The organism is Aneurinibacillus thermoaerophilus, assembly GCF_900099925.1.
Lineage (GTDB): Bacteria > Bacillota > Bacilli > Aneurinibacillales > Aneurinibacillaceae > Aneurinibacillus > Aneurinibacillus thermoaerophilus.
On record NZ_FNDE01000006.1, the window covers coordinates 43,609 to 56,899 of the forward strand.

Below are 13,291 nucleotides of genomic sequence, written 5' to 3' on the forward strand. Positions count from 1 at the left end.
TTAGTGAAAATTGGGCCGAATTTACCGCTTGAAATCGTTTTCAAAATTGTGTAAGATGAAGTCACAACAAAGTTAAGAACCCTGTGATGTGCGTGAGCGACCCGTTTGTTTTGTACCAACACTAATGAAAAGGGAAACTGGGGTTCCGCTGTGGCGCAGAAGCCGCCCTGAATTGAGCGGACCTGTAAAGCAGCGGACAGGTCTCCCACCTGCCAGAGCAGGTTCAAAACACAGGCATCACGGCATTCCTGGGGTTCTTACTTTTATTGTTAATGCTGCGGCCCGCAGAGGATTTCTCTCTGCGGGCTTTCTTTTACCATATAAGAAAACAAAATGAAAAGGAGATCGTTATGCTGCATCAATTTTCTCGCACAGAGCTTGCAGTCGGTCGCGAAGGAATCGAATTGTTTAGGGACAGCGCCGTCGCCGTGCTGGGTGTAGGGGGGGTCGGTTCCTTTACCGTCGAATCGCTCGCCCGTACTGGTATCGGCAAACTGGTTCTTATCGACAAGGACGATGTCGACATCACGAATTGTAACCGGCAAATTCCGGCGACGCTTGAGACGATCGGGCAGTCAAAAGTGGATATAATGAAAAAGCGGATTGCGAGCATTAATCCAGAATGTGAAGTTGTTACGTTAAAAATGTTCTACAACGAGGAAACGTATGAGCAATTGTTTAAACATAAGCTTGATTATGTAGCTGACGCGATGGATACCATCTCGGCCAAGTTGCACTTGATTCTTCAGTGTCGTGAGCGCGGCATTCCGCTTATCAGCAGCATGGGAGCAGCCAATAAGCTGGATCCTACGCGTTTTCAGGTAGCGGATTTGTTTGAAACTTCTTATGATCCGATAGCTAAAGTGCTACGCCGGGAGCTGCGCAAAAAAGGGATCAAGAAAGGTGTAAAAGTGGTATATTCTACTGAAACGCCGGTCGCGGCCCGTGAAGAGGTATTGAAAGAGGTTGTGCAGGATCCGAATTCCCCGATCCGCAAAGCGATCCGTCCACCGGCGAGCGTGGCGTTTGTACCATCTGTCGCCGGATTAATCATGACAAGTGTCATTATTCGTGACCTGCTGGAGAAAGCCGGTATCGAAGTGTTGCGGGAAGACTAAGATAGGAAAAAAAGCAAGGAAAGGGTGCTGGTTTTGTGGCGGCATCCTTTACTTATGCTTATTTTTTTTCTATAATTAGTAGGATTTAGGAATGAGGCGCAAGGAGGGGGCGACGAATGGACTTATTCTCCTACGCTCAAGAAGAAGAAAATGAGCGCGGACAAAGCAGACACCAGCCGCTGGCGGATCGCATGCGACCGCGCACGCTGGACGAGTTTGTTGGACAGAATCACATTCTTGGTGAAGGGAAGCTTCTGCGCCGTGCGATCGAAGCTGATCGCATATCTTCGCTTATTTTTCACGGGCCGCCAGGCACCGGAAAAACGACGCTCGCCCGCATCATTGCTCGGACGACGCAAACGCACTTCACCGATATGAATGCCGTCACCGCGGGTGTGGCGGATATCCGGCGGGTAGTGGAAGAAGCAAAGCAGCGCCGAGAGATGTACGGACAAGGGACAACGCTGTTTGTGGATGAAATCCACCGTTTCAATAAATCCCAGCAAGATGCGTTATTGCCGTATGTGGAAGATGGAACCATCCGGCTAATTGGCGCGACAACTGAGAATCCTTTTTTTGAAGTAAACGCTGCGCTGCTTTCCCGTTCCCAACTGTTTCAGTTGCGCGCGTTAACGGAGGAAGACATGAACCGGGTGATTGACCGGGCGCTTACCGATAAGGAACGGGGATATGGTAAACTTTCTGTACAATTAGATGAGGAAGCGCGTCATCATTTTATCCGGTATGCGGAAGGAGATGGCCGCCGCTTGCTGAATGCGCTGGAACTGGCTGTTGCGACAACACCGAGAGACAGTGAGGGAAATGTGCGCATTACGCTGGACATAGCGGTTGATTCTATCCAGCGGCGCGCGGTGCGGTATGATAAGACAGGAGACAACCATTATGATACGATTTCCGCATACATTAAATCCATTCGTGGTTCTGACCCGGATGCGGCGCTGTATTGGCTGGCGCGCATGATTGATGCCGGGGAAGATCCGCGATTTATCGCGCGTCGGCTGGTCATTGCTGCTTCTGAAGATGTAGGTAATGGCGATCCGCGGGCCTTGCAGGTGGCGATCGCAGCATTCCAAGCGCTGGAGCTTGTTGGCATGCCGGAAGGACGCATTCCGCTGGCGCAGGCGACTACATACCTCGCTTCGGCGCCTAAAAGCAACGCTGCGTACGAGGGAATCAATGCTGCGCTTCGTTACGTTCGGCAGCACGGGCATGGTGCTGTACCGCTGCATTTGCGGGACAAGCATTACAAAGGTGCCGAGAAACTCGGACATGGGGAGGGATATCTGTATCCGCATGATTATCCGAATTCATATGTGAAACAACAATACTTGCCCGAAGGGGTAAACGAGACATTTTACCGGCCGAAAGAAATTGGCTATGAACGCCATATGAAGGAGTATTTGCGTACCATAAGGAAAGAAAAATAGAAAGAAGGGTGGATTTATTTGAGAATATCAACAAAAGGAAGATATGGTTTGACTATTATGATGGAACTGGCGAACCGATATGGGGAAGGCCAGATGTCGTTGAAGGCGATCGCACAGAAACATGATTTATCAGAACATTATCTTGAGCAGCTTGTGGCTCCGCTCCGGAATGCTGGACTTGTAAAAAGCATCCGCGGCGCTTATGGTGGATATATTCTTGCTCGTCCGCCGGAAGAGATTACGGCAGGCGATGTTATTCGCGTGCTGGAAGGCCCGATCAGTCCAGTTGAATTTGAAGAGGAAGAAGATCCAGCCAAGCGCAATTTATGGATTCGCATCCGTGACAGTATCAGTCAGGTGCTCGATACGACTACGTTGCAGGATTTGATCTCTTATAAAGACGAAAATCAGACGGATTCGTATATGTTTTATATTTAACACAGGTAAATTGATGAATGGTAAGGAGAGACACCATGCAAGAAATTTATTTGGATCATGCGGCGACCACTCCTGTTCATCCTGAAGTGCTGGAAGCAATGCTTCCGTATTATCGTGACATGCATGGCAATCCGTCTAGCATGCATAGATTCGGACAGCGTGTACGACATACCGTTGATGAAGCGCGTTCCATTATCGCACGTTGCGTGAATGCAGAACCGGGAGAAATTATTTTTACGAGCGGTGGTACTGAAGCCGATAATATGGCGCTTATTGGCGTGATGACGGCCAACCGGGATAAAGGCAAGCATTTGATTACGAGCCAGATTGAGCACCACGCCGTTTTGCATACATGCGAATATCTTGAGTCTCTCGGTTATGAGGTGACGTATTTGCCTGTCGATGAGACGGGACGCGTGGCTGTTGAAGATGTAGCGCAGGCGATCCGTCCGGACACGGTGATGATTAGCATTATGTTTGGCAACAATGAAGTTGGTACGTTGCAACACATCGGTAAAATCGGCAAGCTAGCCAAAGAGCGAGGCGTATATTTCCATACGGACGCGGTGCAGGCGTTTGGGATTGAAGAAGTGGATGTGAAACGCTTGCATGTGGATTTGCTGTCGATTTCTGCCCATAAAGTCAACGGGCCGAAAGGTGTTGGCTCCCTTTACGCAAGACGCGGAATTAAAATTGCTTCCTATATACACGGTGGCAATCAGGAAAAAAAGCGGCGTGCCGGAACGGAAAATGTAGCCGGTATTGTCGGATTTGCCCGCGCAGCTGAGCTCGCTATAAATACACGGGAAGAGAGGCGCGCGCATTATGAGAAGCTGCGTCGGATGATGATGGCCGTTTGGGATGAACAAAGTGTTGATTACGTAGTGAACGGACATCCCAAGTTTTATATGCCGCATATTTTGAATGTAAGTTTTCCTGGTACGAAGACGGAAGCGATGCTGATGAAGCTCGATATCGCGGGCGTTGCCGCTGCGAGCGGTTCAGCATGCATGTCCGGATCGCTGGAAATTTCTCATGTGCTGCGCGCTATGAACCTGCCGGAAGATCGGCTCATTTCTGCCATTCGTTTCAGCTTTGGTTACGGCAATACGGAAGAGCAAGTGCGGGAAGCTGCGGAACGAATTGCGCGAATTGTGAATAAGGGATGATTGGTATCCTTTTTGTAGCATAGTCTCACCTCTTTGCCCCATACTAAAGGATATGGAAGGAGATGATCGCTATGCAGCGGGCACGCGACATCATTGGACTTCCTGTTATTGAACTGAAGCGGGGCAAAGAGGTGGGCTATGTCCATGATCTTCTGTTCAATGAACGGATGGAGCTGGCCGGGCTTTTGCTTGTGGAGAAAAACTTTCTTAGGAAGGGAAAGTATGTGCCAGCGGAAGCGATTTGTGCGATAGGTGCCGATTGCGTAACGATAACTGAGAGGGCGATGGTACTCTTTTCTTCTCTTCCTTCTAACTGGATATGTGTTCAGACCGGAAAGGCTCACATGCAGAATCGAATGTTTATCACGGACACTGGCGAGCAGTTGGGGTTTGTGGAAGATGTTTATTTTTCTGCGGAAACGGGGAGAATAGTAGGGTACGAATTGTCTAACGGAATTTTGTCGGATATTATGGACGGTCGTAAAATGATTCGGAGCGCGCCGAATATAAAAATGGGCGAGGATACGGTAATTGTCTCCCCTGGGGAGTAAGGCGGCCCTTCCGCGTACAGGAGGAAAAAAGGAATGATAAATTGCCCTAACTGTCAGTCAAAAGATATCGGTAAAATCGGTACCAATCAGTACTATTGCTGGAACTGCTACATTGAATTTACGACTTCAGGGAATAAAGTATCGTCCGTTTTCCAGGTGGAAGAAGACGGAACTTTGCATTCGCTGAATGATTTGTTTTTTGAAGATTGCCCACCGCCGTTTGAGACTAATATGTAAGGAGATGAGTGCGGTGAACCGTTCACTTTGGATGGGAGCTGCGATACTGGTCGCAATGAGCCTTGTCGGAATCATGCGGCGGGCGAGACGAAGCCGTGCGGAGCGTATTTTCCGTTTCGGAAATCGTATGCTGCGCAATTTTAGATTCGCCGGGATGTTAAACATTTCGCCACGCTTTATGACAGGCGCCGGCATGCGGATGCTGCGAAAGGCGTTTCGATAAAAACGAAAACGAGGAGCAACACGTGTTGTCTTTTTCCCTGCTTGGGACATAGACTTTTCGCGTGCATGCTTCCTCGTTTTTTATTGCTTCGGTTTCTTATACTTTGAATTTAAGGGCTTCTTGATGGGCTCGTGCGGCCAGTTCAGACAATGATTCGATATTTAAGGACATATCTTCAGCTGTTTGACTTTGCTCTTGGATGGAAGCGGAGATTTCACGTAATCCGCCCGAGGTTTCCCGGCTCACTGCCGCAACAAACCGGATTCGCTCGTGCAAATTTTCTACCATTTGATGAACTTCTTCTTGTTTTTGTTTAATTTTTTCCATCTCTTTTTTTGTTTGGTTCGTTTTCTCCACAATGTTGAATAGAGCCCTTTCCCCTTGATTAATGATGGAGATTTGGCGCTGTACTTGCTCCACATTCATTTCCATTGAGCGGATAGTAACCGCTGTTTCGCTTTGGATATGTTTCACCAAATTCACAATTTCCTGTGCCGCTTTTGCCGCTTCTTCTGCCAGCTTCCGCACTTCTCCTGCGACGACCGCAAATCCTTTTCCATGTTGACCGGCCCGCGCGGCTTCGATAGTGGCATTTAGTGCCAATAGATTGGTCTGCTCGGCAATGGAGGAAATCATATGCACGACATTTCCGATCTCTTCCGAGCGTTGCCCTAATTTTTGAATGGTTTCTGTGGTGGAGATAACGGCTTGGGCTACCGTATCAAGGTGCTGGATCGCTTCATTAACAGACGCCATTCCCTCATTTGCGGCTCGGCGTGTCTCCTCGGCCACTTGCAGCGCCTGAGACGCGGCGGTCGTGGTATCCTTGACTTTTTCATGGGCATGGTTCATCTCTACATGAACATGGTCAACCGCTTCTGCCTGTTCATTAATATTTTTCGCGATTTGCTGTATCGTATGGGCAATTTGCAAGGCGGAGGCGCCGGTCTCTTCAGCGGTGGCGGCCAATTGTTCGGAGGTGGAAGATACTTCTTCTGCCGAGCGCTGCATGGTAGCTACCAGATTGCGTAAGTCACCGGTCATTTGATTAAAACCACGCGCCAGATGCCCTAGCTCGTCTTCGCGTACAATATGCGCCTGTGTTGTCAAATCGCCGCTTGCGGCTATTTTAAAGCATTCCTGAACATGCTGAATGGGTTTTACGAGCGTACGTTTCATAATGAATGATAGAATAAGCAGCAAAACAAGAAGGGAAATCAGGGAAATCATTAAAATGATGTAACGGGTCTGCGCAATGGCCGCGTACGCTTCTTGACTTTCCATTGTAATAGCCACAATCCACCCGGTTTGTTCGATGGGCCGAAATGATACGAGGTTGGATTTTCCTTCAAACGTGTATTCCAGTTGCCCCTTTTTCATCTTTAGCATGGCTTGACCGAAGTTTTGTTTGTTTATCCGGAGTTTGGCCACGTGTTTTTTCAGTGGATGCGCCAATATGAGACCATTTTTATCAACCAAATAAGCGTATCCCGTTTTCCCCATTTTTATTCGCGCAATATGCGAACCGATAGCGTCCAGCCGTATGGCAGCCACAAGGAAGCTGCGTCCATTGTTAACCGGCTCTGTCAAATAAAGCAAAGGACTTCCATCCTCTCCATAGCGCACATTGCTAATGATGCGTTTTCCCGCTTTTTGCGCTGTTTGTAATACATCAAGTTCGGGAAACGTTTGGCCAATCATGTATCCGTTTGAGCCGGCAATGATGTTTCCTTCCGGCATCGTAATATACAACGCTTCGTATTCAGGTTGATTTCTAGTAATGGAAGTCAGAAAACGGCCCGCTTCATCCGCTCGGTCTGACCGGGTGTCAACCGCTTTAATTATGGGAAATTGGGCCAATTGAAACAGCGATTGTTGCCTGTCAGTCAAATCCTTGCCGACAAGGATGGCAGCTTCGCTTGAAGCTTGGTCCATCCCTTGCAAAGTAGCGGCGCGCAGCGATTGGGTGACGCTTCGTTCCACGAAAAAGTACAGGGTAGCGAAAGCGATGACCGTTACTACTGTCAATAAAATCATTAATCTTGTCTGGAGAGTTATATGTTTTTTCATGATTCTTCCGCCTTAATATGCTAGAATTATTCTTCTTTATTGAGGTCTTAAGAACTAATTTAATGTTTATGATAGCAGGGTAATTTTGGGTATATATTAATACAATATAAAAATTTGGTTAAATTGAATGGGAAATGGTTCTTCACCATAAGTTACGCTTGAGGAAAGAATAAGGCAAAATAATTTCTCAGTCATTTTTTTAAAAATGTAGTTGATATAGGATGAAGGCGAAGCTATGTGGTAAAATAAGGATGGAGGTGCATCTATGGGGAAATTTATTAATGGCTGGTTGATGATTACTCTTTGCTATTTTACGGTCTTTTTAATGGCTACAACTTTATATGGACTAATTACTGGGCTTCCTATTGATCGCTATCGAATCTATTCAGGTACTTATCTTGGAATTTTGTTAATTATTGTACCCTATTTTTTAACTGGTATATATGCTCGGATGTTTTTTTCTCATCCTGTAAAAAGCGCGTTTTGGCTAAGTGTTGTACCAGTAGTATGTGAGAAGGTACTCATCTATTTTATTGGAGCTGTTTTGCTTGCAGCTGGAGGAGATGGGGATACCAGTGGAGTAACAGTAATGAACTTTATTGAAGCTGAAGCAGCTCCATATTTCACCCCTGTTTATGTTATTTTAGGATTTTTAAGTATTCCCTTTAGTATGTGGATTGCCAGCCGAAAAAAGGTCTCTGTTCAATCAATGTGATTTAAGAACATGTCGTTGTTTTTTTGGACTTGCTTACGCCAACTCAACTACCCCCACTTAACGGATCACACCGTTTGAAATGGGGGCTTGTATCTTTTCAGTCATGTAGTCGTGGTAAATCATTCCGACTCGGCTGCTTGACAAATATCGATGAAACAGCTAATCCAATAATGAAATTTTGACGATTAATAACCACTTGGCAGTTTTCAAAGCTTGCTCGGGGGAACTTGTTGATATGCTATTTTCATCCGTTGCTTGAATTCCCCAAACAGCAACATCTGCATTATCAGCGATAGCTAAGTCTTGTTTTAGATTCACTACGCCATGTATATGGTGCTGTGCATTCTTATTAAGATGAAAAGTAGAGCTTGAGTATCCTCCCTCATGAATAAGAGCAGAAGTGACAGTATATTGAGGTTTCGTCTTTTCAATGGTTTCTTCTTGAAATGAAAAAGCGAGCTCTCCGTTAAATTCCCCCTGTTTACTAAAAATGTCAGTCTCTTCTCCACCTATCGTTTGAGTTTTTTTTCCGTTTTCCCAAAGCTCAATGGTAGATTTTAGTTTTCGTTTGTTACCTTTGTATTTTATTTTTACTGCGCCGGATAGAGGACCAAGGAAAGCTTGAAATTTTGCTGCATCTCCTTCAAATAAATCCGTTGGTGATATATAAAGAAAGTTATTCTTGATAGTGGAAGTATGTTCCGAATTAGGAGTAGGACTCGGAGGCTTCGAACATGCTGAAAGCAGTAAGATGATGAGAAGAATAACAAAGATAAATTTTTTCATTGGTAAACTTCCTTTTTCTTTTCATTTTTTCTTAATACAGATAAGTTTCTCCGTATTGCTTAAGTAGTTTACTGTATTCTTTTGAACTTTCCTGTACCCAGCATAGCGACTCCCCTTTATTTCCATATCACTTTTTATGCATCAGTGCCTGTCTTATAGTAAAAAGAGGTTGGATAGGCACTGCCTAAAGCTTTGGAAGAAAGGAGTGACGGTCTATCTTTCATTGCTTCTTTACACATGGGTGGTTTATATATTGTCAGTTGTTTCTACTTGTATGTTCGCGCCCTTCTAAAAAAATCCTGCTACATCGTGGAAAATAGTTCCATGAATTTCTTTCCCTTTTTGGCGCATACTAGAAACGCCAAAAAGGTTATGCATGGGCGGAAGTGAATGAACATGGAACGGATTACGCGAACCAACTGGTTGTATTTTCTGCTAATCATTTCTCTTGCTTTGCTTATTCTTTTTTTGCTGGGTAAAGTGGGCGTATTTTTTATCGGAGCATTTGAGATTGCAAAAAAAGTGTTAACGCCGTTTTTTTTCGCGTTGATTATCGCTTATTTGCTGAATCCTATCGTTACGTTTTTGATGCGCCGTCATTTTCCTCGCAGCCTGGCCATTCTCCTGATTTACACTTTATTTTTTCTGTTTCTTCTATTCCTTATTGTCAATGCCGGGCCGATCCTTATTCGCGAATACAAAGAATTATCGGCTAAATTTCCCGAACTTGTCGGAACGTACAGGGATTGGATTGGTTATATGCGCATCCGGCAGGCGCAGACGCCATTTTCTTTGCACGGAGGGTTAACCGCGGGTATCCAACAGATTGAGATTGCGATGACCAACTATGTAAATGGATTATTTACTGGCGTAGACAGTTGGTTGGAAAAAATCTTGTTTGTTTTGCTTGTACCGTTTATCGTTTTTTATATGCTAAAAGACATGAAGCCAATGCAAAAAGGTATGTTGCTGCTTGTGCCCAAACGGCATCGACCGACCGTACGCAGGATGCTGCATGATATTGATACAGCGCTCGGGCAATATATTCGCGGTCAGCTTATCGTGTGCGTAGCAGTAGGGGCGCTGGCGTATGCCGGGTATTTTTTCGTCGGTTTACCGTACGCGATTGTGTTTGCTTCATTTGTTGCCATTACAAACATTATTCCATACATTGGTCCGGTATTCGGCGCGGCGCCCGCTGTTTTGTTTGCACTGACGATTTCCTGGAAAATGGCGCTCTATGCGCTTATTGTTAACGCGGTCATTCAAGTGCTGGAAGGCAACATTGTGTCTCCGATGATTGTTGGGAGATCGCTTCATATGCATCCGCTGTTGATTATTTTGTCGGTAATGATCGGTGGAGAAATCGCCGGCATCGCTGGATTAATTCTTGCGGTGCCGATCGTGGCAAGCTTGAAAGTGGTCATTCAGCATATCATTATCCATACAATACGCAGATCGGAATGTCCAGAAGAGGGTTAATTGACAGGAAAGATGGTAAATCTGTATAATAAATTATACTGTATCATTAGAAATATCGCTAAATCGTTGAAGGAATGAGTAGACGGCAGCCCTTGTCACAGAGAGAAGATTCCATGGTTGAGAGAATCTTTACAAGAAGAGCCGTTGAATGCTACTCCTGAGAGCAGGGCGCAAAATCCTGCCGGGTTAAAAAGCCCGTTATCTGTAAAATAAGGCGATCCGTGCTATATGTGCGGGTAAGCAGGGTGGTACCGCGTGAGAAGATAAGCTCTCGTCCCTGAAGAAACTCTGGGATGGAGGGCTTTTTTGATGGATAAGACGCTGTTTCTTATCCGTAAAGAGTGCTATTATATACACTTTTATGGAGGGGTAAGATTGAAATGAAACAAATGTCATCCGCTGAGATTCGCCAGAAGTTTCTGGACTTCTTCGTCAGCAAGGGGCACAAAGTAGAGCCTAGTGCACCGCTGATTCCGGTTGACGATCCTTCGTTGCTCTGGATTAATAGCGGTGTTGCCACGTTGAAAAAATATTTCGACGGCCGCGTTGTGCCGGAAAATCCGCGCATTACAAACTCGCAAAAATCAATTCGTACAAACGACATTGAAAACGTAGGAAAAACGGCGCGTCATCATACATTTTTTGAAATGCTCGGCAATTTCTCCATTGGCGATTATTTTAAAGAAGAAGCGATTCTGTGGGCATGGGAATTCCTAACCAGCCCGGAGTGGATCGGTTTCGATCCGGAGAAATTGTCTGTAACCATTCACCCGGAAGACGATGAAGCGTATGAAATCTGGAATAAAAAAGTGGGCATTCCGGATGAACGCATCGTGCGTTTGGAAGGGAATTTTTGGGATATTGGAGAAGGGCCGTGTGGACCAAACAGCGAGATTTTTTATGATCGCGGAGAAAAATACGGCAATGACCCGAATGATCCGGAATTGTATCCGGGAGGTGAAAATGAGCGCTATCTTGAAATCTGGAATCTTGTGTTTTCGCAGTATAACCATAATCCTGACGGTTCTTACACGCCGCTGCCAAAGAAAAACATCGATACAGGCATGGGGCTTGAACGTATGGCGTCCATTATGCAAGACGTGGACAATAACTTTGAAACGGATCTTTTGTTCCCGATTATTGAAGCAACTTGCAATATCGCTGGCGTAAAATACGGTCAATCGCCGGAGAAGGATGTGGCTTTAAAAGTTATTGCCGACCACTCGCGCACAGTTGTGTTTGCCATCGGCGATGGGGCCCTTCCGTCTAATGAAGGTCGCGGCTACGTAATTCGTCGTTTGTTGCGTCGCGCGGTTCGGTATGGAAAAGTACTCGGCATCGATAAGTCGTTCCTGTACACATTGACCTCGGTTGTGGGAGAAATTATGAAATCCTACTATCCAGAAATACTAGAGAAGCGTGAGTTTATTGAGCGCGTAATCAAAAATGAAGAAGAGCGTTTCCGTGAAACGCTGAATGAAGGTCTGCACATTCTGGAGCAAATGGTAACGGAAGCGAAAAAAGAAGGCAAAACGCAAATCAGTGGGCCAGAAGCGTTTAAATTGTATGATACGTACGGCTTTCCATTTGATTTGACGGAAGACTTTGCGACTGAACAGGGGATGACTGTTGATCGCGAAGGATTTGAAGCGGCGATGGAAGAGCAGCGCGCCCGTGCGCGGGCAGCCCGCCAGGATGAAGACAGCATGCAGGTACAGGGCGGCGTACTCGGCGATATTAAAGTGAAGAGCGAATTCGTCGGTTACAGTGAACTTGTTAGCAGCGCCAAAGTTGTGGCCATTGTTCACGAAAACCGATCAGTCGACATGGTGGGAGCTGGAACAGAGTGCCAGGTTATTCTTGACCGTACACCATTCTATGCTGAATCAGGTGGACAGGTAGCGGACAAAGGGCTTTTGAGTGCGGGCGACATGCAGGCGAAAGTCGAAGATACGCAAAAGGGACCAAACGGTCAGCATGTGCATACGGTGCTTGTGGAAAACGGCACACTAAAAGTGGGTGATACAGTTGAAGCTGCTGTGAACCGTGCAGCCCGCGCCGATATTATTAAGAACCATACCGCAACGCACCTGTTGCATCAGGCGTTGAAAGACGTGCTGGGCAAGCATGTGAATCAGGCCGGTTCGCTTGTCGCTCCAGACCGTCTCCGCTTTGACTTTTCGCACTTCGGCGCAGTGACCCCGGAAGAGCTGGAGCAAATCGAAGCGAAAGTCAATGAGCAAATATGGTGCAACATGGATGTCCATATTATGCATAAGCCGCTTCAGGAAGCGAAAGCGATGGGGGCGATGGCCCTATTTGGCGAAAAATACGGCGATATCGTTCGTGTTGTTCAGGTAGGTGACTACAGCCTTGAGCTGTGCGGCGGTTGCCATGTGGGTAACACCGCGGAAATTGGTCTGTTCAAGATTGTAAGTGAAGCGGGCATCGGCGCAGGTACACGCCGCATCGAAGCAGTAACTGGCCGTATGGCTTACGAATATTTGAATACACAGCTGCAAACGCTGAGAATGGTGGCTGATGAGCTGAAGACAACCATTGTCAACGTGCCGCAGCGCATTGAAGCGCTGAAAGCAGAAATGAAAAACCTAGAGCGTGAAAACGAATCGTTGCGTGCTAAATTAAGCAATCTGGAAGCGGCTTCCCTTACCGAACAAGTGCAAGAAATAAAGGGAATCAAGGTTCTTGCTGCGAAAGTAAACGGCGTTGATATGGACAACTTGCGCAACATGGTAGACGACCTGAAGCAGAAGCTTGGTTCTGTTGTTGTCGTACTGGGTTCCGTAAAAGACGAAAAAGTAAACATCGTTGCGGGCGTAACTGCTGATCTGGTGAAGCAGGGGATTCATGCAGGTAAGGTTGTAAAGGAAGTGGCTGTTCGCTGCGGTGGTGGCGGTGGCGGCCGTCCAGACATGGCGCAGGCTGGCGGCAAGAATCCGGCGCAGCTCGTTGAAGCACTGGCATTTGTGAAACAGTGGGTAAGCGAACAAATTTAGTGTATCGTTGAAAAAGGGAATTCAACGGGTGAGGGCG

The 13,291-nt window shown here is 46.4% G+C and carries 12 protein-coding genes and 1 other RNA gene; 11 read left to right on the forward strand and 2 right to left on the reverse strand.

Annotated elements, in window-relative coordinates; genetic code table 11:
* The first annotated feature begins 75 nt into the window (after positions 1-75).
* From ssrS to BLR88_RS05075, 8 genes are all read left to right on the forward strand, one after another.
* A non-coding RNA gene (gene ssrS / locus BLR88_RS05040) (6S RNA) lies at positions 76-259 on the forward strand.
* 91 nt (positions 260-350) lie between these two features.
* On the forward strand, positions 351-1,118 hold the full coding sequence (locus tag BLR88_RS05045) for a tRNA threonylcarbamoyladenosine dehydratase (RefSeq protein WP_057897941.1): 768 nt from the start codon (positions 351-353) through the stop codon (positions 1,116-1,118).
* 116 nt (positions 1,119-1,234) lie between these two features.
* Positions 1,235-2,566, forward strand: coding sequence for an AAA family ATPase (locus BLR88_RS05050; protein ID WP_057897942.1), 1,332 nt, complete (start codon positions 1,235-1,237; stop codon positions 2,564-2,566).
* A gap of 18 nt (positions 2,567-2,584) precedes the next feature.
* Entirely contained in the window at positions 2,585-3,004 is a 420-nt protein-coding gene (gene cymR, locus BLR88_RS05055; RefSeq protein ID WP_091260103.1) for a cysteine metabolism transcriptional regulator CymR, read from the forward strand.
* A 35-nt stretch (positions 3,005-3,039) separates the two neighbouring features.
* Positions 3,040-4,173, forward strand: coding sequence for a cysteine desulfurase family protein (locus BLR88_RS05060; protein ID WP_057897944.1), 1,134 nt, complete (start codon positions 3,040-3,042; stop codon positions 4,171-4,173).
* 71 nt (positions 4,174-4,244) lie between these two features.
* Entirely contained in the window at positions 4,245-4,724 is a 480-nt protein-coding gene (locus tag BLR88_RS05065) for a PRC-barrel domain-containing protein (RefSeq protein WP_057897945.1), read from the forward strand.
* 33 nt (positions 4,725-4,757) lie between these two features.
* Positions 4,758-4,961, forward strand: coding sequence for a hypothetical protein (locus tag BLR88_RS05070; protein WP_057897946.1), 204 nt, complete (start codon positions 4,758-4,760; stop codon positions 4,959-4,961).
* Between the two features lie 13 nt (positions 4,962-4,974).
* Positions 4,975-5,184 carry a hypothetical protein gene (locus BLR88_RS05075; RefSeq protein ID WP_057897947.1) on the forward strand — a complete coding sequence of 70 codons (210 nt, stop codon included), beginning with the start codon at positions 4,975-4,977 and terminating at the stop codon, positions 5,182-5,184.
* Positions 5,185-5,280: 96 nt separating this feature from the next.
* Here BLR88_RS05075 and BLR88_RS05080 read toward each other — a convergent pair whose 3' ends face one another.
* Positions 5,281-7,254 carry a methyl-accepting chemotaxis protein gene (locus BLR88_RS05080; protein WP_091260105.1) on the reverse strand — a complete coding sequence of 658 codons (1,974 nt, stop codon included), beginning with the start codon at positions 7,252-7,254 and terminating at the stop codon, positions 5,281-5,283.
* Between the two features lie 265 nt (positions 7,255-7,519).
* On the opposite strand from BLR88_RS05080, the gene BLR88_RS05085 reads away from it, so the two are divergent.
* On the forward strand, positions 7,520-7,969 hold the full coding sequence (locus tag BLR88_RS05085) for a hypothetical protein (protein ID WP_091260107.1): 450 nt from the start codon (positions 7,520-7,522) through the stop codon (positions 7,967-7,969).
* Positions 7,970-8,128: 159 nt separating this feature from the next.
* Here the strand turns inward: BLR88_RS05085 and BLR88_RS05090 are convergent, their stop codons facing one another.
* Positions 8,129-8,755: a hypothetical protein gene (locus tag BLR88_RS05090; protein WP_091260109.1), complete on the reverse strand. Its 627-nt coding sequence runs from the start codon at positions 8,753-8,755 to the stop codon at positions 8,129-8,131.
* A 396-nt stretch (positions 8,756-9,151) separates the two neighbouring features.
* Here BLR88_RS05090 and BLR88_RS05095 point away from each other — a divergent pair, with 396 nt between their 5' ends.
* Together BLR88_RS05095 and alaS are read left to right on the forward strand one after the other, a co-directional pair.
* Positions 9,152-10,237: an AI-2E family transporter gene (locus tag BLR88_RS05095; protein WP_175493561.1), complete on the forward strand. Its 1,086-nt coding sequence runs from the start codon at positions 9,152-9,154 to the stop codon at positions 10,235-10,237.
* Between the two features lie 380 nt (positions 10,238-10,617).
* Complete coding sequence (gene alaS, locus BLR88_RS05100; RefSeq protein WP_057897952.1) at positions 10,618-13,254, forward strand: alanine--tRNA ligase; 2,637 nt, start codon at positions 10,618-10,620, stop codon at positions 13,252-13,254.
* The last annotated feature ends 37 nt before the right edge of the window (positions 13,255-13,291 follow it).